The organism is Prevotella sp. ICM33 (genome assembly GCF_000517825.1).
GTDB classification, from domain to species: Bacteria; Bacteroidota; Bacteroidia; order Bacteroidales; family Bacteroidaceae; genus Prevotella; species Prevotella melaninogenica.
Genome location: NZ_JACD01000061.1, coordinates 1 through 26,400, shown reverse-complemented (window position 1 = coordinate 26,400; position 26,400 = coordinate 1). Strand labels below are relative to the sequence as shown.

At 42.5% G+C, this 26,400-nt stretch carries 17 protein-coding genes; 6 read left to right on the top strand and 11 right to left on the bottom strand.

What is annotated here, in order from left to right; translation table 11 throughout:
* Positions 1 to 79: 79 nt before the first annotated feature.
* The 3 genes from HMPREF1505_RS07070 to HMPREF1505_RS07060 form a co-directional block, all read right to left on the bottom strand.
* Positions 80 to 2,560: a bifunctional UDP-N-acetylmuramoyl-tripeptide:D-alanyl-D-alanine ligase/alanine racemase gene (locus HMPREF1505_RS07070; RefSeq protein WP_036924009.1), complete on the bottom strand. Its 2,481-nt coding sequence runs from the start codon at positions 2,558 to 2,560 to the stop codon at positions 80 to 82.
* 83 nt (positions 2,561 to 2,643) lie between these two features.
* On the bottom strand, positions 2,644 to 3,075 hold the full coding sequence (locus tag HMPREF1505_RS07065; protein WP_036924017.1) for a Fur family transcriptional regulator: 432 nt from the start codon (positions 3,073 to 3,075) through the stop codon (positions 2,644 to 2,646).
* An 11-nt stretch (positions 3,076 to 3,086) separates the two neighbouring features.
* Positions 3,087 to 3,899 (bottom strand): GSCFA domain-containing protein, encoded by an 813-nt coding sequence (locus HMPREF1505_RS07060; RefSeq protein ID WP_036924006.1) that lies wholly within the window; start codon positions 3,897 to 3,899, stop codon positions 3,087 to 3,089.
* A 179-nt stretch (positions 3,900 to 4,078) separates the two neighbouring features.
* On the opposite strand from HMPREF1505_RS07060, the gene HMPREF1505_RS07055 reads away from it, so the two are divergent.
* The 3 genes from HMPREF1505_RS07055 to HMPREF1505_RS07045 all read left to right on the top strand — a co-directional run bounded on the left by HMPREF1505_RS07055 (position 4,079) and on the right by HMPREF1505_RS07045 (position 7,381).
* Positions 4,079 to 4,291: a DUF3791 domain-containing protein gene (locus HMPREF1505_RS07055; RefSeq protein WP_036924016.1), complete on the top strand. Its 213-nt coding sequence runs from the start codon at positions 4,079 to 4,081 to the stop codon at positions 4,289 to 4,291.
* Between the two features lie 16 nt (positions 4,292 to 4,307).
* Complete coding sequence (locus HMPREF1505_RS07050) at positions 4,308 to 4,739, top strand: NUDIX hydrolase (RefSeq protein WP_036924003.1); 432 nt, start codon at positions 4,308 to 4,310, stop codon at positions 4,737 to 4,739.
* 941 nt (positions 4,740 to 5,680) lie between these two features.
* The gene (locus HMPREF1505_RS07045; protein ID WP_036924001.1) at positions 5,681 to 7,381 is read left to right on the top strand and encodes a glycoside hydrolase family 10 protein; all 1,701 of its coding nucleotides are present in this window, start codon (positions 5,681 to 5,683) and stop codon (positions 7,379 to 7,381) included.
* Positions 7,382 to 7,818: 437 nt separating this feature from the next.
* Here the strand turns inward: HMPREF1505_RS07045 and HMPREF1505_RS07040 are convergent, their stop codons facing one another.
* A complete protein-coding gene (locus HMPREF1505_RS07040) occupies positions 7,819 to 8,217 on the bottom strand; it encodes a pilus assembly protein HicB (RefSeq protein WP_036923998.1) in 399 nt (132 codons plus the stop codon).
* Between the two features lie 90 nt (positions 8,218 to 8,307).
* Positions 8,308 to 8,490 (bottom strand): type II toxin-antitoxin system HicA family toxin, encoded by a 183-nt coding sequence (locus HMPREF1505_RS07035; protein WP_036923995.1) that lies wholly within the window; start codon positions 8,488 to 8,490, stop codon positions 8,308 to 8,310.
* 852 nt (positions 8,491 to 9,342) lie between these two features.
* Here HMPREF1505_RS07035 and HMPREF1505_RS07030 point away from each other — a divergent pair.
* From HMPREF1505_RS07030 to HMPREF1505_RS07020, 3 genes are all read left to right on the top strand, one after another.
* Positions 9,343 to 12,834, top strand: coding sequence for a glycoside hydrolase N-terminal domain-containing protein (locus HMPREF1505_RS07030; RefSeq protein WP_036923992.1), 3,492 nt, complete (start codon positions 9,343 to 9,345; stop codon positions 12,832 to 12,834).
* An 82-nt stretch (positions 12,835 to 12,916) separates the two neighbouring features.
* A complete protein-coding gene (locus tag HMPREF1505_RS07025; protein WP_231480370.1) occupies positions 12,917 to 16,735 on the top strand; it encodes a glycoside hydrolase family 2 TIM barrel-domain containing protein in 3,819 nt (1,272 codons plus the stop codon).
* Between the two features lie 350 nt (positions 16,736 to 17,085).
* Positions 17,086 to 18,309: a sugar MFS transporter gene (locus HMPREF1505_RS07020; RefSeq protein WP_036923989.1), complete on the top strand. Its 1,224-nt coding sequence runs from the start codon at positions 17,086 to 17,088 to the stop codon at positions 18,307 to 18,309.
* A 733-nt stretch (positions 18,310 to 19,042) separates the two neighbouring features.
* Here HMPREF1505_RS07020 and HMPREF1505_RS07015 read toward each other — a convergent pair.
* The 6 genes from HMPREF1505_RS07015 to HMPREF1505_RS06990 all read right to left on the bottom strand — a co-directional run bounded on the left by HMPREF1505_RS07015 (position 19,043) and on the right by HMPREF1505_RS06990 (position 25,693).
* Positions 19,043 to 19,333: a type II toxin-antitoxin system YafQ family toxin gene (locus tag HMPREF1505_RS07015; protein WP_036923987.1), complete on the bottom strand. Its 291-nt coding sequence runs from the start codon at positions 19,331 to 19,333 to the stop codon at positions 19,043 to 19,045.
* Entirely contained in the window at positions 19,333 to 19,548 is a 216-nt protein-coding gene (locus tag HMPREF1505_RS07010; RefSeq protein ID WP_036923984.1) for a hypothetical protein, read from the bottom strand. The genes HMPREF1505_RS07015 and HMPREF1505_RS07010 overlap by 1 nt, the downstream gene beginning before the upstream one ends.
* 1,268 nt (positions 19,549 to 20,816) lie before the next feature.
* Entirely contained in the window at positions 20,817 to 22,583 is a 1,767-nt protein-coding gene (locus tag HMPREF1505_RS07005) for a fimbrillin family protein (RefSeq protein ID WP_036923981.1), read from the bottom strand.
* 38 nt (positions 22,584 to 22,621) lie between these two features.
* Entirely contained in the window at positions 22,622 to 22,864 is a 243-nt protein-coding gene (locus HMPREF1505_RS07000; RefSeq protein ID WP_155948924.1) for a hypothetical protein, read from the bottom strand.
* Between the two features lie 1,004 nt (positions 22,865 to 23,868).
* Positions 23,869 to 25,413: a hypothetical protein gene (locus tag HMPREF1505_RS06995; RefSeq protein WP_036923976.1), complete on the bottom strand. Its 1,545-nt coding sequence runs from the start codon at positions 25,411 to 25,413 to the stop codon at positions 23,869 to 23,871.
* A 55-nt stretch (positions 25,414 to 25,468) separates the two neighbouring features.
* Positions 25,469 to 25,693 carry a hypothetical protein gene (locus HMPREF1505_RS06990; protein ID WP_036923973.1) on the bottom strand — a complete coding sequence of 75 codons (225 nt, stop codon included), beginning with the start codon at positions 25,691 to 25,693 and terminating at the stop codon, positions 25,469 to 25,471.
* Positions 25,694 to 26,400 lie beyond the last annotated feature (707 nt).

Genomic DNA, 26,400 nt, shown 5'->3' with positions numbered 1-26,400 from the left:
TTATGTTACTATGTCTTCCTCACAAGCAACTTGTTTACTCGTCAACTCGTCAACTCGTCTCCTTGCCAACTTAACTCATCTAATCCTGGAAGTAAACTCTCTTCACGCGATTGCTGATAGTCGTCAGTACCTCATATGGAATGGTATCAAGAGTATCGCTAAGAACGGTGACAGGAAGGTGGTCGCCGAAGATCTCGACACTGTCACCTTCCTTACAATCGATGCCAGTAACGTCAATCATCGCTACGTCCATACAGATGTTGCCGACGTACTCTGCCTTCTGACCATTCACCAAACAGTAGCAGTGGCGGTTGCCCAAATGGCGGTTTAAGCCGTCAGCGTAGCCGATTGGAATTGCTGCAATCACACTGTCACGGTCGATTGTTCCCTTGCGAGAATAGCCTACCGTGTCACCAGCTGGTACGTTACGCAGCTGCAGGATGGTAGTCTTCAACGTAGAGATATTGTTGATTGTCTTGTTTGTTCGTGGGTTGATACCATAAAGACCCAAGCCCAGTCGACACATATCCATCTGACGTTCAGGGAAGTGTTCGATGCCCGAAGAGTTGTCCATGTGGCGGATAATCTTATGGCTGAAAGCAGCTTGAAGCTTCTTGCTGCCCTCATCGAAGAGTGCAAACTGATGAGCAGAGAACTCGTCGAAGTTGTCAGCATCAGAGCCAACGAAGTGAGAGAAGACCGAACGAGGGATGATAGCGTTCTGTTGTTTCAGTCGCTTAATCAGTTCGTCCATATCCTTCTGTGGGTCAAAACCTAATCGGTGCATACCCGTGTCGAGCTTAATATGAACAGGGAAGCCCGTGATACCCTCCTTCTGTGCGGCCTTCACGAGTGCATCCATGAGTCGGAAGCTATACACCTCAGGCTCAAGGTCGTAGTCGAAGAGCGTCTTAAAGGAAGTCATCTCTGGGTTCATAATCATGATATTGCTTGTGATACCGTTCTTACGGAGCGTCACACCCTCGTCGGCAACAGCCACAGCGAGGTAGTCAACACGATGATCCTGTAAGGTCTTTGCTATCTCTACCGCACCAGCTCCATAGGCATCAGCCTTAATCATACAAACCAATTTCGTCTCAGGCTTAAGGAAAGAGCGATACCAGTTGAGGTTGTCAACAACAGCATTGAGGTTTACTTCCAACACTGTTTCATGCACCTTCTTCACCAAGAGTTCTGTCAGTCGGTCGAAACCAAACTGTCGTGCGCCCTTCAATAAGATTACCTCATCGTGCAAGTTAGCGAAGACATTGCTGTGGATAAAGGAGTTAACGGTAGCAAAGAAATGCTTTTCGCCTAAATGCTTAAAGGCAGAACGCTGTGCCAAGAGTCCTTCACCAATACCGATAAACTTCTCAACACCGCGCTTCTCGCAGAGGAAAGCCACCTTATTATATAGGTCTTTATCTGTGTCACCACTCTGCAGGATATCGCTCAGAATCAATGTGCGACGACGTCCCTTATGGTCAGGACGACGATTCATGAAGTCGAGTGCAATATCGAGTGAGTTGAAATCAGAGTTATAAGAATCGTTGATAAGCGTACAGCCATGCTGTCCCTCCTTCACCTCCAAGCGCATAGCGACCGGCTCTAACTGTGCCATTCGCTCGCTGATAGTAGCAGAGGTGAGTCCTAAATGGAGTGAAACGACTGCGCAGGTGATAGAATTCTCAACGCTGGCATCGTCAATGAAAGGTAGTTTATATTGTCCTTCCGTCTGTCCTTTCCATACATATGAAACGGTTGTCTCAATGTCTTTCTTCTCGATAGCTTTGATATAGAAGGCTACCTCCGTATTCTTTACAGACCAATCGAGCTTCTGACCCTTATAATCATACTGGCTTAAACATTGTGCCATCACCTCATTATCGGCAGAATAGACGATTGCCTCGGTGTCGTGGAAGAGTTTTATCTTCTCGTGGCACTTAGCTTCTAAGGAAGGGAAGTTCTCTTGATGGGCAGTACCTAATGTGGTGAAGACACCGATAGTAGGCTGGATAATGTCGCGCAAAGCCATCATCTCGCCGGGTTGACTGATACCCGCTTCAAACACTCCGACCTGTGTATTCTCGTTTAAGAGCAGTACTGACAGTGGAACACCTATCTGTGAATTATAGCTACGAGGTGAACGTGTGACCACCATCTGCGGAGAAAGCAACTGATAAAGCCACTCCTTGACCATCGTCTTACCATTTGAACCCGTGATGCCGACTATCGGAATCAAGTATTCATCGCGATGACGTTCAGCTAATCGCTGTAAAGCTTCCAGCGAACCAACGACCTTCAAGAAGTTAGAATCAGGATAACGAGTTGCCCAATCCTCAGGCACTACCTCCACGACAAAGTTTCTTACACCCCTTGCATAGAGCTCTGGGATGTAATTCTGTCCGTCGTTACGCTCAGTTTTGAGCGCAAAAAACAATGTTTCCTCAGGGAAACACAGAGAGCGGCTGTCGGTAAGTACAAAGCTTATATTTGCATCCTTATCACCATAACGGCGTGCGCCAATGAGCGTCGTTACTTTCTCAATAGTATAATTCATTACTATCTAAATTGTTTTATTCTTATGCAAAGATAGTGAAAAGTCTTAATACAGCGTATTATCCTTGCTGTTTTTTCGTCTTATCATTTAATATAATATCGGTGAGCGCACTTAGGACACACTCCTTTTATCATATAATTGATGGATGATTGTTCGTATCCTGCAGGCAACTCGACCTGTGGAATGTGTATGTCATTGAGGCAATAGGTGCGATGGCAACGCTCACAATAGAAGTGTACGTGCATGTCTTCATCTTCTTCATCGTCATCGCTGAGACATAATTCGTAGCGGACTATATCATTTCCGTCTTCCAACTGATGTACTAAATGTTGCTGTTTGAACAATGCCAGTGTACGGAAAATATTTGACTTGTCAATCGTTTGAATCTTTGCTTCCAACTCTTTTATAGAGGCTGGGTTGTCCAATCCTGACAGTGTTCGTGCTATGAGAATGCGATTTGCGGTCAGTCTAATACCATGTGCTTTCAGCAGTGCTTCGATCTGCTTGTCATTCATTTCTTCCATAGTTATAAATTCAATTCTATATTGGGATATTTTAGTTCCAACATCTTGGCTTTTTCCTTTGTTTTCTTTATGAAATCCTGATAAGCCGCAGCCTCTGGATGAAACGGGCGGTGCGCCAATGCCTCTTTGATAGGTCGCCATTCCTCCAGAAACTGTTTGGCTTCTGCAGAGAAACAGGTTGCCACAAGCTGTTCCCAGATGTATTCTACAGCCTGCTCGTTGGGGTGCAGCATATCTGCTTTGTAGAAACGATAGTCGCGCAATTCGTCATTGACAATCTCATAGGCTGGGAAGTAATAGACCCTCTCTCCTTCTTTCTTAATCACCTTGTCGGCAGCCAACAGTAACACAGCCTTTGACAACTGACTTCCGTGATAGCCATATTTGGCATAACGGATAGGGCTGACCGTGATGATAATATTGACCTTTGGATTCGCTTGGCGTAGTAGGGTGATCGCCTCGCGCAGTGCGTCGGCACACTCCTCAACCGTAAGTTCGCGCTCTTCAAACTCTCGTTGTGGACGTTTCTGGCAGTTGTCAACAATTTCGCCTGTAGCTCGCTCCACATAGACATGGTTGGTTCCCAATGTGAATACAGCTGTGTCAAACGTATGGTTTGCCACCTTCTTCACCGTATGTAGCACTGAAACAGGGTTATACATCACACCGAAGGGGTTTACCATGGCACGAAACTTCTCTTCTTCGAATCGCTTACCAATATTGTCGGCAAAGCACGACCCTACAAAAAGAATCCGCTCACAAGGTTCCAACTCAAATGTTGGACGGGGGATGTTGACAATTGTTCTAAATTCCATTGAGCGCAAAGGTAAGAAAAAAATGGATAGAATACTCAAATGAAAAGAATATTTTTCATACTTTTTATTGCTTAAATATTCATATCAGAGAATTATTCTGTAAGATAATGTTCAATCTCATATATTATTTGTATATTTGCCCTACTTATAAGCTTATTGTTTTTAAGTTGAGTAATGATATGGATCAAAAGACATTAGAGTTTGTTACTTATTGCATCGGCAAGTTGTCAGTAATGCTGAAACTACCACAACAAGAAGTGTATCGTAGGTTGAAAACCTCTGGTATACTGGATGAATATATTGTGCCTTCTTATGATGTCTTGCATACATTCGGCTCTCGTTATCTGATGGAAGATTTGACGGAATACATGAAAGAGAAAGGAGTTTTATAAATCAAGAATACACCTAATGTACACATACAATTACCCACACCCAGCCGTAACGGCTGACTGTCTTGTTTTTGCCCGAACTGATGAGGGGATGAAACTGCTGTTGATACAGCGGAAAAACGAACCTTGTAAGGGGAAATGGGCATTCCCTGGTGGCTTCATGGATATTGACGAGACAACGATTGATGCTGCTCGTCGTGAGTTGAAAGAGGAGACTGGTTTAGTGGTTGGCGAGCTGCATCGCGTTGGTATCTTTGATGCTGTCGACCGTGATCCACGTGAGCGTATTATCACCGTGGCTTATTACACGATTCTTGACAAACCTGCAGAAGTCAGCGGTTTGGATGATGCTGCACAAGCAAAGTGGTTCTCCTTGACCGAACTTCCCGACTTAGCGTTTGACCATGAGGAAATCCTCCAAGAGGCTGAAAGGGTATTAGGTGATGGCTGATGGGTGTTGGGTGGTCAATGAGAACAATAAGTTTAATTAGCCTAATTAGTCTAATTAGCCTAATTTTAGATAGCAAATGATTTTCTTCTAATATCTTTGTCATTTGTTTTCCCCAATAAACATTGCTGTTATACTCCTTTGCTCCCCGCACCATTGGTGCCTCTGTGGGCAACATATCCTTAAATAAAATCTCCATAACCTCCGTTCCCCTGAATGAATTTTAGCGTAGTAAAGCGAAGAAATATATTGACAAAATATTCAAAGAAAAGGTAGGAAAATAGCTTAAAAGTGAACTATTTTAGTATCGCTGTAAGTTGCTTGTTATCAAATAGTTGCAAAATAGGCTTTCAAAAGGTGCTTAATTCGACTTCAAAAGGGCGTTAGTAAGGCTCTTAAAGGGCATCTTTAGCAAGCCAATTAGGCGTCTTTAAGAAGCCAAAAGAGCATGTATAGGTTTTGAACTATATGAAAATAGCTTACAATTCTCAACTAATAAGGGATTAAATATTGCTTTTATACTCCTTTACTCTCTGCACCATCGGTGCCTCTATGGGTTGTGTATGTTTAAATAAAACCTTCGTACACTCCGTTTCTCTGTGTAACATTTCGTCAAATGTCCTAAATTTAGGTAGTAGCCTTATCGTTCCAAATGACTGAAGCGAACAGACTTTATCACTCCTCCTTCCGCATAAACCGCTTTTTAGCGTGGATTTAACGTGTATTTCGTCACAATATATTAAAAAACGAATAGAAGTCATCTGCCATACGAAATAATTTAGTAATTTTGTCCTCGGTGGCTATTGTGGTTTCTGTTTGTAGTTCTTTAGAGCGCACAGGATAAGGGGGTGGAATTTCATTAATCACTGAATTTACAGATACTTATACCCCATTGAACTCAGGTTAATTAGTCGCTCAAATTCACGTATATTATCATTTCATATATGAAGAAACTTTTTTTATTTACGCTCCTTTGCGTAATAACGATGACAACACAAGCACAGACGAATCTCTCCGACTATCTTACGAAGCGAATGCCGAAGCGGGAGACGCGTGCCGTATGGCTGACGACACTTGCCAGTCTTGATTGGCCGAAGAACTACGCACGGTCGGAAGAAAGCATCAAACTGCAAAAGCAGGAACTCATTGACATTCTCGATAAATACCAGAAGGCAAATATCAACACCGTACTCTTGCAGGCGCGTGTGCGTGCAGCTACGATTTATCCGTCGGATATTGAGCCTTGGGACCAGTGTATCACAGGCGTTGAGGGTAGGGCACCGGGTTATGGCTACGACCCACTCGGCTTTGCTGTAGAGGAATGTCACAAACGTGGTATGGAAATTCACGCATGGATTGCGACGATTCCGGTGGGCGCAAAGAACTCATTGGGCTGTAGAACGCTGATGAAGAAGGGCTTTCGAATTCGAAACTTCTCAACGGGTTCTTATCTCGACCCTGCTGATCCCGGTGTTGCACCTTACCTTGCCTCTATCTGTGGAGAGATTGTAAGAAAGTATGATGTGGACGGAATCAACCTCGACTATATCCGTTACCCTGACGGATGGCCACGTCCTTCTTACCGTGATGGCGATACACCCGACCAGCGTCGCAGCAATATCACAGCCATTGTGCGTGCTATTCATGACGAGGTGAAGGCTATCAAACCGTGGGTGAAGATGTCGTGCTCGCCAATCGGTAAGCATGCCGACCTCAGTCGTTATAGTTCAAAGAATTTCAATGCCCACGACCGTGTCTCACAAGAGGCGCAGGAGTGGATGAGGTTAGGGTTGATGGACCAGCTCTATCCGATGCAATACTTTCGTGGCGACAACTATTATCCTTTTGTTGCAGACTGGGTTGAGAATGCTTATAAGCGTGAGATTGTGACAGGTCTTGGTACTTACTTCCTCGATCCACGTGAGGGTAATTGGACATTGGGCGACCTCACCCGCCAGATGTATGTGAGTCGTGACCTCGGAGTGGGACATGCTCACTTCCGTTCTTACTTCCTCACGGCTAATAAGCAGGGTGTCTACGACTTTGAGAAGCAGTTTAATGCTACGCTTTCCCTCCCTCATAAGATGCAGGGTGTTGTGTCAACGGCTGCCATGCCTTACGCTGTCAACTCCTCATTGGTAGAACGTCGAGAGGATAAGTCGGTGATTCTGAGGTGGAAGGCGGTCACTCCTTATTATAATATATACGCCAGCTACACCTATCCTGTTGATACAGAGGATGCGCGAAACCTGCTCTTTGCACGTTATACTGGGCAGACGCTGCAGTTGAAGAATGTGGATCCTAACCTCTATTTTGCGGTTAGAGGTATGGATCGTTACGGACTTGAAACGCCTGCTTTACAGGAGAATATGAAGTCTACATCGCTTTCGAAGTCTCCTGTTTCACTGCTCGCTAATGATGGTAACACCCTCACCCTCCCTGCTGCAGCAAAGCTAACGGATGCCGATCGTTATGTAATCCTCTCTTTGCAGGGTGTCATTCTCCGTATTGTCAACGCTAAATCGGTAAGAAACAACCAGTTATATATCGGCTCTCTGTCCGATGGTATGTATTCCCTCAAGGTCTATAACCACAAGAAGAAGTCCTTCACCTTAGGGGCATTTATGGTTAAGAGAGGAAGTTGACAGGTGGACGAGTAGACAAGTAAACGAGTTGATTGCGTTGTTAAGTTGACGAGTTAACAAGTTGCTTGCAAAGAGAGACAAAGTAACAAGGTAAGTTGACGAGTCAACGAGTTGACAAGTCAACAAGTTAATTGCGAAAGAAGACAAAGTAACAGGGTAAGTAGACGAGTTAACGGGTGGACGAGTTAACAAGTTGCTTGCGAAAGAAGACAAAGTAACATAGGAACAAGTTTATCCTTTATAACAAGTAACTTGTTCACTTGTCCACTCGTAAACTTGTTACTTGAAAGAACTTTGTTCCCTTGTTACTTTGTCTTCAATTACCCTGTCTACAAGCAACTTGTTTACTCGTCCACCTGACACCCTGTCAAAAAGCCCCTGATGCTTCACGCACCAGAGGCTTAGAGAGTCTTTTATATAATGAAAACCTGCGGTTCTTAGAAAGAAGCCGCTTGTAGTTCTGCCTTTATTCCGTCCAAACATGCTGCTAAACGTTCGTAGGTTTTCTCACCAGCATTTTTGATACCGCTACTATACTGGCGCATCAAAGACGGATTGATACCAGCTCTTTTGGCTATTTCGGTAACGTTGAGAAAACTGAAATAGTTGAAGAATGACTGTAAATCATATTTATAAACAAATTCTACAGCAGGCATAGTCTTACCTTGTTCTTCCAAGTCTTCCTTAGCTTCTTGATAGCAGTCTATCAAGTCCTGCTTGGCTTGTTCAACAGTATCACCGCATGAATTGAGACCTATTCCTGCAATATCCTCAGCTGTTCTGCACCAGTAACTTCCATCAGAAGCCTGTTCAACGATAATTGTAACCTTTTTCATTGCTCTGTTTATTGTATGCTCACTGTTTCATAAAGAGTTCTTTCATATAATAAAGAAAAAGAGTACTGAGTTCGTAAAAAGTTAGTTGGGTTACTTCCCAACTAACCTTTTCAAGATCTTTTGCGCAGTGCCTGTGGCAACTTCGCTTGCATGTCTTGGCACGTATTCGGCTGCTCCTGTGGTAGGATTCATCCATTTATCGTGCCTTTTACCGTGTCGAGACAGGATGCAGCCTGCATCTTTTAGTCTCTTTTCCAGTTCACTTTTTTTCATAATATAAAAGAACTCTTTGTCTGAATGACGCTACAAAGGTAACAATAAAGTTATAAACTTCCAAATAAAAAAGTAACTATTTCGTTATATTTTATAATGAGAAAGTATAATTGAACCTTACTACGGAATGGCTGATTATGATATTAAAGGGCGCAAATACGGAGGGTGTTTCCACTCGGTATATACCTTATATATAGCTTTGTAAAATGTCTTCAGTCTTCTTCAGCGTTTCCAACATGGGTGATCATAAGTATGAAATATTAATTCTGAAAGGTGAAGTATGGACTTAATGCTGTGGTGTTGGTGCTTAGCACATCGTGTGCGGATGCTTCGCACATATGGTGCGGGGCGTTGAATGCTCTGCAAATGGTTATTTTGTTTTCTTGTCAATATTTCATTTATCTTTGTAACTTGACGTAGTTCGCTATGCCTTTGTTGTAATGATAGGCAAGATACTCGATAATAAAACAACCAGTTTAGGCTTTAATGGTAATAGGAAACTTAAAGATGATTATGCATAAGGACATAAATCATTTAATTTTTATCGGATTATAATGGTTAAAAATATAAAACATTGTATTTATAACAATGAATAATTAAAAGAATATGTTTATATTTGCCATAAACTTAAAGACAAGAAGCCTTCCTTTGAAAAAGCCAAAAGTAAAGCCTAACAAGTAGGAACTAACATCTATTAGCAGCGGCAGAAATACAAATAATATCCTCAATATATGGGGGAACGCAGCATGGCATCACTTCATGGGTAAGTGGAGAGTTAACGATACTAACAGCCCCTCCTTTTCGTCTTATTGTTCAACATTAATAATTAAATAATTATCACAATTTCTTTTTATGAACATCTGTAAGCGTCTTTGTGCTGCTTTTCTCTTGTCTGTCGTATGTGTCGGACAAGTTTTTGCACAAGGTTATCCTCGCATCAGTACCAAAGGTAATGAGCATTGGTATTACGTTAAGTATCTTCGTTCTAACAACGTGTTGGAAGACAAGGGCGAAAAGCAAAAGTGCCTTACTGCCGTTCCACAGGTTATGAATGGAAATCGCCAGTTATGGAAGGTGGTAGCGGCAGAGAACTTTGGTCGTAATAAGAAGTACCAGTTGGTAAGTAAGAGTGGTCGTACCCTTTATGTCAATGGCACAAATCCTTATAGTTCGCGTTTTATGGCGGCTACTAAGGCTACAGATATTACCTCATTCCACATCTTCCAGAGTATGAATACCAGCTTTGGAACAGGTGCATTCGAGTTGGCACCAGACTCTACTAACAGTCATTCGATGAACCAAGTGGGAGAGATTAGGGCTGGACAAGAGATTGGACTGTGGGATAAGGGCGACATCAACAACGTGTTGACCTTTGTTAGCAAGGATGACATGGAGTTTCCATACTATATGCCAGTCATCTCAACAGCTGCAAATCCTGTTTATTATTACATCCAGTTCCAGACTGGTAACTGGCTTTTGAGTGCCAAAGGGGATAAGGAAACCTGCCAAACAGCCTCATTGCATAATGGTAATCTTGATGACATGCTATGGCGTGTATCAGAGAAAGACGGCAAATACTCTTTTGTTAGCAAGAGTGGAAAGATTCTTTATATCAGCGATTCATACGTCAACGCTGCAAAGGCTCGCAACGTGAAGGATACGCTCTTTACGATGGTGGAGTCAAATAACTTATTGGGTGGCTTCGAGATTGGTAAGTCAACCACAGGACGTAACTTCTTTAATATGTTCCAAGGTGCTGGTGAAGGTAAGCTAATCAGCTTCTGGGACTTAGGCGATGGTGGTAATGTCGTGCGCTTCGTACCAGCAGAAGAGTTGGTACCAGTGTCAGGTATTGCTACTTTTAACCCTGCCAACAAATATACGCTTTGGTATACAAAGCCCGCAACTAACTGGATGACCTCTTGTCTTCCTATCGGTACCGGTCAGTTTGGTGCAACTTTGATGGGCGATGTAGCCATTGACGACGTACAGTTTAACGACAAAACCCTTTGGAGCGGTAAGCTCGGTGGGCTGACGAGTACGGCTGCTTATGGTTATTATCTTAACTTTGGTAACCTTTATATCCGCAGTCGTGGAATGTCAAAGGTAACAGACTACGTGCGTTACCTCGATATCAACGATGCCGTAGCAGGCGTGAAATATACGATGGATGGTGTAGCATACAGTCGTACTTACTTCGCAAGCAATCCTGATAGCTGTGTGGTAGTTCGCTATACAGCCTCACAGAACGGTAAAATCAATACAACCCTTACACTGAAGAATCAGAACGGACGTAACGTAAGTTATACCGTTGATAATAACAATCAGGCAACGATTACCTTTGATGGTCAGGTCGCTCGCCAGGATGATCATGGCGCAACAACCCCAGAGAGCTATTATTGTGCAGCACGCATCGTGACAGATGGCGGTACGATTACTAAGAATGCAAAGGGCGTTATTGAGGTAAATGGTGCCAATAGCATGACTGTTTATCTCCGTGGTTTGACCGACTTCGACCCCGATGCACCGACATATGTGTCTGGAGCTAACCTCCTTGCAGGTCGTGCAGCAGCGACAGTGAATGGTGCACAGAACAAGGGTTACGATGCTTTGCTTGCAGCACATAAGGCTGATTATAAGTCGCTCTTCGACCGTTGTCAGCTGACCCTCGGTGATGTGAAGAATAATATTCCAACCCCACAGCTCATCAGCAGCTATCGTAACAACCAGCATGACAACCTCTTCTTAGAGGAACTCTACTTCAATTATGGTCGTTACCTCCTCATCAGTTCAAGCCGTGGCGTATCGCTCCCAGCTAACTTACAGGGCATTTGGAACGACAACAATACCCCAGCATGGCACTCTGATATCCATGCGAACATCAACGTACAGATGAATTACTGGCCTGCTGAGCCAACCAACCTCTCTGAACTTCACCACCCATTCCTCGATTATATCTATCGTGAGGCATGTGTGAAGCCTACATGGCGTCGCTTTGCACAGGACATGGGTCACGTGAATACAGGTTGGACCTTACCAACTGAGAATAACATCTATGGCTCTGGTACTACCTTTGCCAACACCTATACCGTTGCTAATGCGTGGTATTGCCAGCACCTCTGGCAGCACTATACCTACACAATGGATAAGGATTTCCTGCGCACAAAGGCATTCCCTGCGATGAAGTCGGCTGTCGACTATTGGTTTAAGAAACTCGTGAAGGCTGCTGACGGCACCTATGAGTGTCCTAATGAGTGGTCGCCAGAACACGGACCAACGGAGAATGCTACCGCACACAGCCAGCAGTTGGTTTGGGATCTCTTCAATAACACACGCAAGGCGATTAAGGTTCTCGGTGATGATGTAGTGTCAAAGGCATTCCGTGATTCGCTTTCAACCTACTTTGCTAAGCTTGACGATGGTTGCCATACAGAGGTAAATCCAGCTGATGGACAGACTTATCTCCGTGAGTGGAAGTACTCTTCACAGTTTAATAACCCAAGCAAAATCGGTGTTAACGAGTATAAGGCACACCGTCATATCTCACATTTGATGGGGCTTTATCCTTGTACGCAGATCAGTGAAGATGCCGATAAGACCGTCTTTGAGGCAGCACGTCAATCGCTGATAGCTCGTGGCGATGGTCATGGAACAGGTTGGTCGCTCGGTCATAAGATAAATCTTAACGCCCGCGCCTACGAAGGTCTCCACTGTCATAACCTTATCAAGCGTGCTTTACAGCAGACTTGGGACACTGGAGTAAACGAGGCTGCAGGTGGTATCTATGAAAATCTATGGGATGCTCATGCACCTTATCAGATTGATGGTAACTTCGGTTATACAGCCGGTGTAGCCGAGATGCTCCTACAGAGTCATAATGATAAACTCGTGATTCTCCCTGCCTTGCCAACAACATTCTGGCAGAAGGGTTCAGTGAAGGGCTTGAAGGCAGTGGGCAACTTCACCGTTGACATTGATTGGGCTGCTGCGAAGGCTACGAAGGTACAGATTGTTTCAAACATGGGTACAACCTGTATTGTGAAATATGCTAACGTAGCAAAGGATTATAAGGTGACTACTGCTGACGGAAAGACGGTTAAGGCAAAGCGTATCAGTGATGACGAAATCAGCTTCCCTACAGTGAAGGGCGGTGTATATGTCATTGTTTCAAAGACTGCAGACGCTATCGCAGCCATACAAAAGGCGCAGGACGGTAACATTGCTTCGGTAGACTACTACAGCCTTAACGGTACAAAGACAAGTCAGTCACAGAGCCGTGGCGTGTACATCAAGCAAATGAAGTACAGCAACGGTACAACAAGCACAACGAAAGTAATCAACTAATCACAGGTTATACATCTTACCCACACTTTGGCTTAGGCTGAGGTGTGGGTTCAACTAAAAATATCTATTATCTTTCATTCATATGAAATCAATCAGAAACATTGGTCTTCTCGTATTCTTACTGGCCTTAGCACCAACCGTGCTAAGGGCTGGCACATGGGGTGCGAAGCCTGAACACGGTAAGACCTATTTAATCTCAGTAGGGCAAGACACCAAGAATGTCCTTACTCCCTACAAGTATTCATGGTTAAGGGACACGGGTCTTGCGTTCCTAACTTATGCTGAAGGTAACGATGCACAGAAGTGGAAACTCGTTGCTGTGAGCGGTAAGCAGGACTGCTATCAGTTGGTAAATGGCGACGGCGAGTTGGCTTTCGACATGGCACTCAACGACACAAAGAAAGCCTCTGGCTATCCTTGTATGTGGACACAGAGCATCGCCAATCCTAATCAACAGATTTATATCACTAAGAAAGGCAGTGGTTATAAGTTGAGTGCAGTGTCTGCAAGGAATGGTCAGACTTATTATGTAACCTTTGGTTCTATCTCTTCTGTCAACGGATATTACTGTGGTTATGCGAACAGTGAGGCATCAGCTGCTACGCTACAGTTCAAGGAAGTGCCTGCAGTGGTTATTCCTGAGGGTGCCGACTGGGAGAATGCGAAGGTCTATGAGCGTAACAAGGAGCGTGCGCATGCTACCTATATGCCTTATCCTTCAACGAAGGCTATGAAGGCTGATGCCCAGCGTTATGACAAGCCTTGGTTGGACCCAACAGGGGCAAACTACCTTAGTTTGAACGGCACATGGAAGTTGCGTTGGAGCGAGGGAGCTAAGCCAGTCTTGCTCGGTAAGGACGATTTCTGGGGCGATGGCGTAAGTACTGAAGGCTCTGCGTGGAACGATATCACTGTTCCTTCTTGTTTAGAGATGAATGGTTATGGTCTGCCAATGTATGTGAATGTAGACTATCCGTTTGAAGATCAGCAGCCTTACATTCGTATGAAGGCTGGTTTGAAGAACTCTGTGGGCTCTTATCGTCGTGATTTCACTCTGCCTGCAGGCTGGGAGAATAAGCGTGTATTCCTCCACTTTGATGGTATCTACTCTGCTGCTTACGTTTATGTGAATGGCAATGAAGTGGGTTATACAGAAGGAGCAAACAATGTCAGCGAGTTTGACATTACTAAATATCTCCGCACTGGTAAGAATAATGTTGCCGTACAGGTGATTCGTTGGAGCGATGGCTCTTATCTTGAGGGTCAGGATATGTGGCATATGAGTGGTATTCATCGTGATGTTTACCTTGTGGCTACACCAAAGACTTACTTGGCAGATCATTATATTAAGGCTACTGTTACACCGGGTTCTACTACCGCTGCTACGGGTAGCGCAGCTACATCTGTAGACCTTACCGTATGCAATCGCGATAAGACTGCAGCGAAGAAGACCGTAACCGTAACGCTCTTCGACCCATCGGGTAAGGAAGTGAAGAAGCTGAAGTCTGATTTTGTCTTTGCTGCTGGCGATAGCTTGAAGACACAGACAGTTGACTTCGGAACACTCTCTAACGTGAAACTATGGTCTGCTGAGACCCCAACGCTCTATACCTTCACTTTCAGCCAGTCGCAGGACGGCAAGGAAGAGGAGGCTTTCTCTACTAAATATGGTTTCAGAAAGATTGACCTCAGTAAGGGTTATCTTGAGGTGAACGGCCGTCGTACTTACCTCAAGGGTGCTAACACACAGGACACTGACCCATTGCATGGTCGCAGCATCAGCACCGACCTTATGTTAAAAGACATAGCGATGATGAAGCAGTCTAACATGAATACGGTTCGTACCAGCCACTATCCACGTCATGCAAAGATGATGGCAATGTTCGATTACTATGGTCTCTTCGTTGTTGATGAGGCTGATATGGAGCTTCACAAGAACTGGGATGGCGTAAAGACAATCATCAATAACACGGATTGGACAGGTGCTATCGTTGACCGTAACGTACGTAATACGCTCCGCGACCGCAACCATCCGAGTGTTGTCTTCTGGAGTTTGGGTAACGAGAGTGGCTCTGGTCTGAACATCATGGCGGCTTACAATGCTGTGAAAGAACTCGACAACCGTTATATCCACTATGAGGGATCAACACGAGATAAGGCTGAGGGCACTGATCTCCACTCTGTAATGTATCCTGCAGTTGACCATTCACGTGGTGGGACGACAGGTTCTGTTATCTCAGATGCTAACCATCCAAGTACGGGTAAACCTTATTTCATGTGCGAATATGCCCATGCTATGGGTAACGCTGTGGGCAACCTGCGTGAGTACTGGGAGGCTATGGAAGGCTCTCAGATGGGTGTTGGTGGTTGTATCTGGGACTGGGTTGATCAGAGTATCTACTCTTATGATGCGATTAAAAACAACCAATTGACAAAGAATGGATTCCCTGCTTATATCACAGGATATGACTGTCCGGGTCCTCATCAGTATAACTTCGTTAACAACGGACTTGTCAATGCCGACCGTGCATGGAGTGCTGAACTCGATGAGGTGAAGCGTATTTACCAGTGGGTGGGCTTCGATTTGAATAAAAACACCCGCCAGGTGAAGTTGACGAATAAGTATCTCGACCGCAATCTCAACCAGTTCTATCTTAAGTGGACCCTCCTTGCCGACGGTAAGCCTGTACAGGATGGTATCGTTAAGAAGCTGAATTGCGCTGCTGGTGGTACTGAAACCGTTGACTTGAAGTATAACCCTACAGCCTTTGCTGGTAAGGAACTCTTCCTCAATATCGGACTTTATACGAAGGAGGCAACGAACTGGTGCGACCGTGACTATCCTGTAGCTGAGTTCCAGCAGCAGTTGGCACAGCGCACGGAGGTCCTCGATAAGGTTGATAACACAAAGGCTGATGCCCTTCACGCAACGAAGAATAGCGATGGTGGTTATACTTATGCGAACGGTAAGCAGAAAGTAACATTCGACGGACAGGGTAATATTACCCTTTGGGCATACGAGGGTAAGGACCTCTTTATGCAGAACAATGGTCCACGTTTCGACCGCTATCGTTGGATTGAAAACGATAATCCGATGGAGGCTTATGGTAATGATCCTACCGATAATGGTGTAACTTCACAGACGGCTACCTTCCAACTCTCTGACGATGGTAAAACGGCAACCGTGAATGTTACGCAGAATGGCAACTATGGTAAGGCTACTTATAAGTACACTGTCAATGCAAACGGTACGATAGACCTCGCCAGCTCGTTTGAGGCACAGGGCAACGGAGCAAGACGTTTAGGCTTTAGTCTGAATTTCCCAAGCGACATGTCAAAGGTACGCTACTATGCACGTGGTCCTCGCGCAAGCTATATCGACCGCCTCGATGGCGAAGACTTCGGTCTCTATGAGACGACAGTCAAGGATATGTATGAGCCTTTCGCACACCCACAGAGCAACGGCAACCGCATTGGACTACGTTGGCTCACCCTCACAAACAACGAGGGCAATGGTGTGAAGGTAGAGACATCGGGTGATGTTGCCTTCTCTCTGACCCCTTGGACAGAGGCAGAATTGCGCACAGCACGCCACGAATGGGAGTTGCCAACATCTAATCGTGTCGTTGCACACTTTGATGCTATTCAGCAGGGTCTTGGTAACAAGTCTTGCGGTCCAGGTCCATTATCAAAGTATGAGATACAGAAAGGTAAAACCTACTCAAACATCGTGCGTTTCATCCCTTTTTCGGAAACGGCAGATGATACCGCAAACGGAATCTCTGCCGTGGTAAACTCAGCGACAACAATAGCACAAGTCTACGACCTCTCTGGTCGTAGACTCCCTGAACCTCCTGTCAAAGGATTCTATATTCAGGGTGGAAAGGTTCATGCTAACTAACGCCTTGCAGTCTTCAGTGCCTATGATTTGACTGTAGGGTAGGGGCGCATGTGGTATTCATCATTCTAAGGAATGAGTGCCTCGTGCGCCTTTATATTTCAATGTGGTAACTAAAAAGGTTTATGAAAAGTATCTTTCTTCCGTGTATGGAGGGATAATAAAGTAAGCCAAAGCTATAATAATGCACACTTCTTTCCGTTTCCAAAGAGTGTGCGGAGGCTTAGCACATGGCGTGTTGATGGTAAACACCATTGGTGCGGAGCCTTGGTAAACTCACAGAAGTCCTCTCCGAAGGGGAGAGAAAGCATAAAAGCCTTGTTATGAAGTAGTAAATAAAAAATATCTTTATTATGAAACAAAAAACTAACTATCTATTTCCTTTAGTTATTATCGGCTTATTCTTCTTCTCTATTGGCTTTGCCTTGGGTATCAACTCTTATCTGATGCCAGTATTAGAGAAGTCAATGCACATCTCTGGTGCGGCTTCAAGTCTGTTGCTTGCAGCGACTTTCATACCGTTCCTCTTGTTCGGTATTCCTGCAACCCATTGCATTAAGGCAATCGGTTATAAGCGTACGATGGCTTTGTCGTTCGCTATCTTCGCAGCAGCCTTTGGACTTTTCATCCTCGCAGCGAAGCAGAACTCACTGACATGGTTCCTCATTGCGAGTTTCGTCAGTGGTGCAGCTAATGCCGTTTTACAGGCATCTGTCAATCCATATGTGACGATTCTGGGTCCGATGGATTCGGCAGCACGTCGTATCTCTTGCATGGGTATCAGTAATAAGTTGGCTTGGCCAGTGACGACCCTCTTCATTACTTTGGTGATTGGTAAGGGTATTGGCGATACGCAACTCACCGATCTTTACATGCCATTCACCATCATCATCGGTATCTTTTTGCTCTTGGGTGTTATCGCATTGATGGCTCCACTGCCAGATGTGAAGGCTGCAGGTGAGGATGAGAGTGAGCGTGGCGACGAGGCAGCAGTCAGTTCATACGCTGACGGTAAGACAAGTATTCTGCAGTTCCCACACTTGTTGTTGGGCTGTTTGGCACTCTTCCTCTATGTCGGTGTAGAAACCATCTCGCTCGCTACGGCAACAGGTTATGCACAGTCGTTAGGTTTGGAGGGTGATAACTACGGATTTATCCCTTCAGTGGGTATGATTGTGGGTTATATCTGTGGTGTAATCTTCATCCCACGTTACCTCTCTCAGGCTGCTGCAATGCGTATCTGCGCAATCATTGCCCTCGTTGGTAGTGTGGCTGTAGCCGTAGTGCCAGATCCAGTTATCTCCGTTTATTGCATCTTCTTGATGGCTTTAGGCTGTTCATTGATGTGGCCAGCGTTGTGGCCTTTGGCAATGGCAGACCTTGGTAAGTTCACAAAGTCTGGTGCTTCACTGCTGACCATGGCGATTGCCGGTGGTGCTGTGATGCCTTGGTTGCGTGGTGTCGTGCAGGATTGCACCTCTTTCCAAACCTCTTACTGGGTCAGCGTCCCTTGTTTCCTCTTCATCCTTTACTACGGACTCGCAGGCTACAAGATTCGGACGAAGAAGGAGGATTGATGTGGAGTTAAGGAGTTAAATGGAGTTAGAGGAGTTAAGACAACACCGCTGGCTCATAGGATTGATGTGGAGTTAAGGAATTAAATGGAGTTAAAGGAGTCAAGACAACACCGTTTACACTTGCTTCTTTTTCTAATAAAAAAATTCCACTTTGTTCCTTTCGTCCCCTCCGTATTGTAAATAAAAATCAAGTCTTAAAAATAAAAAGAGCATGAATTGGCTTTCAATTCATGCTCTTTTCGCTTCTAAAAGGTGCCCTTTTGAACCCTTATTAACGCCCTTTTGAAGTCCAATTAAGCACCTCTTATTTTGCTACTTTATAACTAACTGATTTTCTGTCGATTGCAGACTTGCTTTTTATACGTGTTTTTATCCTTATCTATAGCTGTTTTATACGACCTTGTGTAATGATTTTTCAAACCCTTATTTGCAGATTTTTGAAGGCTAAAAAGAAATGATTTTCAATGTCAGAGGGTGATAATAGGGTAGATTGTTGACAGTCTTAGCTATGTTTTTGTTTGATAAGTAACTTCGATTCTTCCGTTAAAGCAATATGAAAATCGTTCACACATTTAACGGAAGAACCAATAATTCTTTTGCGTTTCTATGATAGGGAAGAACTAAAATCAGAATTTCTCGTTTGGAGTGACATTCTTACATTTGGGTATATATAAGAATTTTCAGAGTAAAGATGTTATCTTAAAATAAATACATAATGATGTATTACTTGGTCTTATCGTTTCGTCTTGCCAAATAAATCAGCGTGTGTTCCTGTATTCATCATGAGCAAGGTTAATTCTGTGTTGTTCTGCTCCCATATAAGCAACCAGTCAGGTTGTATATGGCATTCCCATTGCCCATCCCTATTACCATGTAACAAGTGAGGTCTGAATTGGGCAGGAACTCTACCGTTAGTTACCAATTCATTGATAACCTCTTTGAGTTTATCCATTGGCAGCCCACGCTTCTTGCATCGTTTGAGGTCTTTCTCAAACTGGTGTGTTGTCAAAAGTTTATATGCCATCAGATGCCTAACTTGGAAAACAATTCATCTGCATTAGCATACTCGTTGACACGCCCTTGTTCCTTGTCATTAAGTGCCTGTTCGTAAGCGGTGTGCTTAGTTGTGGTTTTATGTACCGTCCACCCCATACGCTTTACGAGCGACTTCAATAACGATGTGTCAGCCTTGGGAATTTCCAAGGAATAGGTGTCTGTTATTGTACTATCTGTATTCATTACTTGTCCTCCTGTATTTTTATTTATATTGCAAATATAGTCTTTTCTTTTGAGAGTGGCAAGAGAATAAAAGAAAAAGCACCAAATGATAATTCAAATGACGCTTTATAAAAGTATCCTCATCAGTACGACATAATAATTCATAATCCATAATTATTCGAACAGAGTTCTCATCAGTACGTCATAATTATGATTACCGATATAGCTCAAGGAGTATAATCAAATCATAAAGTTCAATGTTCAAAGTTCAAAGGATAAAGCGTTAGCGTAATTAGCGAAATTCGTAGTTAGTAAAAGAACATATTTCATAATTCATAATTCATAATTCATAATTATGATTACCGATATTGTTCAAAGGTTAAACACAAATCATAAAGTTCAAAGCTCTATGTTCAAAGGATAAGAGTTTCCTCTTGCGTAACTCACAAGAATATTGTATATTTGCAAAGAACAATTCTTTACCAAGCATATCAGAACTTATAGACATTCTTGAAGGCTGATTGCCACAAGACGAAGCTGGCTTCTTGACGTACTGCTAATGGGTCATGCTACTCGAAAGAATATCTTTTGGATTATGGATTGTATAATGGAGGAGTTCTTGGACGAGGTGTTTTAAACTCAATTAATTCTTATAGGAATAGACTCTCACCAACTGACTTTTGAAGTTGCTGTCACTGCTGTCAGGCTTCAGGTGATTGTAATATACTGAAGGATAGCTTGTTCGTTCAAATGTTAAAAGTGACAGCAAACAAAAAATAAACTTATAGACTACGAATTTATCTAATCATTTTTGAACTTTGAGGTTTGAACATTGAACTTTATGATTTGTACGTTTAATGAACTACGAATTTCTCTAATTATACGAATCATTATTGCGATGTCATTCGTGTAATTCGTAGTTAACTTAATGCTTAGAACTACGGATGACTACGAATTTCTCTAATTACGCTAATATTATTGTGATGTCATTCGTGACATTCGTGTAATTCGTAGTTAGCTTAATGCTTAGAACTACGAATGACTACGAATTTCTCTAATTACGCTAATATTATTGCGATGTAATTCGTGCCATTCGTGTAATTCGTAGTTAGCTTAATGCCTTGAGTAATCGTTTTTGAGGAATAAAAAAGCAAGTTGATAAGTTTATTACAACTCATCAACTTGCTATCATTTAACTTGTTTACTTGTCAACTCGTCAACTTGTCAACTCTCGTTATCATTTAACTTGTTTACTCGTTAACTCGTCAACTTGTTAACATCCGAACTCCCTACCATCCCTTCTTGGTTTGGTAGCTTTGCTTAGTCTGATTATTTTGCTTCGTCTTTGAATCACTGCTAACGCACAGAGGACGAATGTTATACATGTTGTACTTAGGGTTGTTACCACTTCCGGAGCCGTTAACAGTACCTGGATAGAGCCAGCCATTGTTCATGTAGTAAGCTGAGAAAGCTGTTGCCTGTGCGTAGTTGCAGCGGTTAGCGTCAGAAGTCCAGTAGTAAGCCTGACCACCTGGACGCTGGAGACGTGGCGCACCGTCGTTATACTCGGTGTAAGCACCAGCGAATGGGAAGAACACACCCTTATCGATATCCTCCTTAGAGAACTTCTTCATATGTGTGTTACGCTCGTAGTATTTACCCACATAGATACCATTTGGACGGTTTGTGTTACCAATGATATGGCCGTTCTTATCGAGTACCTTACCCTTCTTGCAAGCTGGAACGGTTGGGTCGAAGAGCACACCGACGATGATGTTACAGCCGTCTTGATAATAACCAACATACTCACCCGTCTTTGCCATCAGGTTATCGAAGTCAGCCTTTGTAGGCATCATGAACTTACCATTAGAAGCATAGTAAGCAAGGTCGCCATAGCATCTGTTCTGAATTACAGCCTGAAGATTACCCATATGATATGAATAATAACGTGAGTAGCTGTAGCTGTAATTGTTTGCGCCAGCGATATTGCCCCAACGGAAATGGTCGAAAGCAGAGGTACTGAAGGCACGTGGGAGGAAGTCTGGATAGAGGTTGAATGGGTCAGAATTGGTATAGAAGTAATCCCAAGCCTGCTTAGCAAGTCTGTAACCAGGAACCCAACCCTCTAAATTCGTGCAAGGCTCATACTGCAAGTTGTATCTTCCCCACTTTGTTCCGTCAATGTCAATGCATGAAGTACAAGATACGACAACATCTTCGAGATAGTATTTTGCACGCTGGCAGTTGAAAGGTTCTTTGATTTCGTGGTGGTATATTTCTCCATCTTCAGTTTCAACAGTAAGCACTGGAGCAAAATGTGTGTCAGGAAAGAGTGCTACAAAGAAGGTATCCAATGGTGCTTCAGCTTTTACGGTCAAGTTTCCCTTAGGAGCATATGTCATTTTACCTGTGGCAAGGTCAAACTCTGCCTTGGTGTAGACATTCTGGAGTGTCAAACTCTTAATCTTCTTCAGAGGTTGCCCCTTGTAATGTATAGTCACTCCAAAAATAGAGTACTGCTTATCAAAGGCTACATCTGCCAAGGCATTAACACCTTCAGACGAAATGTTCTTTACCTTATTCCAAGAGTAATCGAAGAATCTGAAGTTCTCAACGGTACCATTCTGATGCCCCTTTACAACTTCGCCCTTGTCATAAACTGTATTCTCATCCAATCCTAAATTAACAACACCCAGACGTGTATCAGTCGCATCATATCTGTAAGGATAGAAAACTGCTAACTCATCGCCATCTTTCCAATGAACATCACCTACAAACTTGGAAAAAAATCCGCTCTCTGCAATAGACAGATAATCGTAATCCTTCTGTGGAGAGGTAATGTTGTAAGCAATGAGACGGTCACCTTTATTCCATGTGATAGGCTTTGTAAGCGACACATTCGTACGTGTCATAGGTGCCTGCACCTCTCTAACAGTAAATGAACGAGTAGCTGAGCCTGCCGTTGCTGATTGTTCGTCAGTAACCTCAGTAGAACAAGAAGCAAGTATTAAAGTGGTTGCACTTAGTAATAGTGTGTAAAAACTTTTAATGGTCATGATTTTAAGTTTTTAGTTATTTGTTAAATGTTAGAACGTTAATCTTCAAAATTGGTGAAGTAATCCTCTTTTGCTGCAGGTGAAGGAGTACCTACCTTTACAGAGCCCCAACTATCTTTAGTCTGACCAATAGGAGGGTAGTTAGGAGGACAAGGAGCTTTTCTGCCACCTGGATTAATACCACCATTATGACCGCCGCCCTTGCCGTCACTCTCACTCAACAAGTGACTTTCCATCTCAACTTTTGTACACGCTGTGTACGGTTTCAAATAATTCTTCATATACATTTTTGTTTTTTGGTTATTTCAATTTTAATTTTTATGAATAATAGGTTCTATATATATACATTTTTTCGAGTCAAGTTCTATCTGAAGATGTAACAAGATATAGCAAGTTAACTTACGAAAATCTCTCCTTATATATAAGAGGTATTATACGCAAAATCCAGATATACTAAACGCATTTTTTTAAGTGTAACATAAAGTTTGACGAAGCAAAGATATACAAAAAACGTATACACAATTATATTTCTATTGATAAAAATAACTAATAAAGATTTACGAATCTGACATTCTTAAATTACGTAAAATTCAGTGTTAAATAGACTTTCAAAAGCAAAAATTCTAACTAAAAAACACAACCAAAATACAACATAAGTTAAGCGATGAAACAAGGCTTAACCCCTTTAAGCATAAGAAGTTGGTTTGTTAAGTGTAAAAAATATACTTTTCGGGTGCTACTTAGGGTAAAAAGCTGGTTTAAAAAGAGATATAAAAGGCTTACCTTTTCTCTCATCAAGATAGTAGTAAAGTGCTACGACTTTCCTATGTAATAAATATGCAGGTTATGAGGGTGGGATTAACTTAAATTCTTTTATCTTAAAATGTCAATATCAGAATTGACTTAATCAGTAAAAGGGTGGGTGAGTAGCTACGAAACCATGTTAAAAAGCATATAACTTGCAAGCTTTTTTATACGAAAACTTAAAAACTTCTTTACATCTTAATATGCAAACTTATGCATATTTCACAACTTAAGAATCAGATTCCCCAATTAATCGAACGGAGTTCTTATCCGTATATCAGTGTTTATAAATACGACCACGTCGCGCATATATACATATTACGGAGCCATATGAGACGATATAAAACAAAACTTGCCAACGAATCGTACTTCACTGAGTTGTCCGAAGACAGCTCAACGCTGTACGAGCGTTGGCAAGATTATATTTTAAACCTGCAGCTTTAAGAAGGGAACTTCCTAAAGAGAGGAGTTACAAAGCGGTTTACTCAAATTTCATTGTATAAGAACCATTAGAGCTATCAGGACCATCCAAAGTAACAACACTATTACTAAAGGTTAAGCAGTATGCCCAGTTACTGTCATCAGGATGAGCACTTGACGTCCAATAGCTTCCCTTGGTTCCAATATTCGTAAAACTACCAAAAGAATAATAACCTAAAGCAGGAACAAAGAAGTAACGATTAAAATAATTTTGAACAGGTGTTCCTTGCTTAGGGGTATTTGAAACAGAACCTCCATTATTACGCATATCAGTACCATTAGGGGCACGCTGACTATCAAAATAGTATGTATAGCTAATAGATGCCTTAGTCTTAAACCACATACCACCCTTATGCAGGTGACCCATAGCTGACCAAAGTTTCTCACCATCCCAATGTGGATCACCTTTCAAAACATAGGCTGCCATCTCATTAACGTTAGGAAGATCCTTACAAGAATTATTTATCGCATCATAACGTTTGTTACCGCCTCCTGAGTTATTATAAAAATTATCTTCGACCTGCGCGTATTTACCTTCATAACCATCTAGCACAAGCTGCCAAGGGTCAGCAGAATCCCACTCATGACCATTCCAGTAATTATTCTTTGCATCCCACATGTAATACTGTCTACCATCGTAATCTGTTACATTGATATTGGCAGTCATATCATAGTAGTCGTTCTTCTCATATTTGAACGAATCGTATGTCTTAGTAATCGCACCCTCAACGTTTGTTACATAGTCCTTAATCCAATAGCGTACGGTCAAGGCATGTGTACCAGGACGAATTACCACGTAGGCACCATTAGTTGCAACGTCTGCAGTGCTGTTAGTCAATGGGAAACCATTAGCATAAGAACCGCTACCCTTTGTTGTCATTGTAATAGTCTTACCACTACCCGTACCTGACAACTCACCTGTTGTTGTGTCAAGTGTGTAAGTACCAGTAAGGTCATTGTCAGATGTCACTTCAATCTTTGTCAGCTGACAATTCTTTACTGCTGTGTTGTTTGTAAAAGGCTGGAACACGAGGATAGCTGCCTGATGGTCGAGACGGAAGTTAAATACACCGTTACCACCTGTTGCATTTGCTGTACCACAGTCACCTGCCTCACCAATATGTGTGGTGCTATTAGGCTGTGCCTGACTCTGTGCTGCAGAGATTGTTACGTTGTTGTTAAGACCATTCTTACCAGGGTAATATACCTTATAAGTTGTGCTGTTAGTGTATTTACCAGGAACCATAAACTTAAAGCTGGCAGTCTTCTCTGTTGGAGCATTGCTACTCTTGTTCCAAGTTCCGTTATCATCCTTTACATAGATATGATCACCAGCCTCCCAGAAGAAAGCACCATTGTCATAGTTGAGTGATGTACGAGTTGCAGCAGCACCTGTCACGAATGAAGTAAGGTTGCTATTGTTTTCAGTGTTTGTTTCTACAGTGCTTTGTGCAACATCTTCATTAGAGCAAGACGCAAACACCATTACAATGCCACACAATGCTATTAATGATAGCAGGCGCACCTTAAAAGTATGTTTTCTCATTATTAATATAGTCTTTTTATCCTAATTACTTAATTATATTAAAACTCTCATTTGATTAATCTTCCCACAAAGAAGTATGTCCATTGCTTGACGAAGTCTCGTCGCCAACCTCAAGCCACTCAAGTGCTTGTTTTGCATTATTAGCATTAGGACCTTTCTTGTGATTACCAGGTTTATGCTGACCAGGGAATGATGTATTTAATATAGAACTCTCACTGTTGATGCTCATTATCTCTGTCTGAGGCTTCTGATATCCCAATTTAATCTTATTCTGTTTCATAACTTATGGTATAAAATGCTGTTTATTTACTTATTTTATTATCCTTATTCTTAATTTGTAGGACGTAAAAATGTTTACACTCACTCTTTAAAAGTGGGAGTATAAGGGTGATATTGAACTGGTTTTTAATCCTTATTCTGTTATCCTAATTGAAGAACTTTATGCAGTGTCACACTGCTCTTTTTACCTTATTATTTAATATCAAGGCTTTGTTCGTTCTTAATTATATTTATCCCCAAATTACATCCTTTTAGTAATTAATTTTAATTTTATTGGTTGCAAAATTACTGAAATAATTTCAATCTCGCAAGATTTTAATTAAAACAACCCTCACTTTTTTCATTTTTTCACTTGCTTTCTGTTTGTCTAACAAGCTTTTACAAGTAGTGAGAATGTGAAGTTATGAGGCTAAAAAGGGGCTGAAGTTAAAGGCATTGATTAGAAATAGAATAAAGACTTATACACTGGTATGGTACGATAATTCCCAATTAGATGGTCTTATAAAGAGAGATAAGCTATAAGCTAAAGGCAAGTAGATACTATGTTTATATGTCTTCTACACCCTGCTAATTCCCTTATCAAACTATGTTTGTAAACTATTTTCGTGTGATGCAAAGTCAATACATGCTCTTAAATCTTCTTAAAGACGCCTAATTGACTTGCAAAAGGTGCCCTTTAAGACCCTTACTAACGCCCTTTTGAAGTCC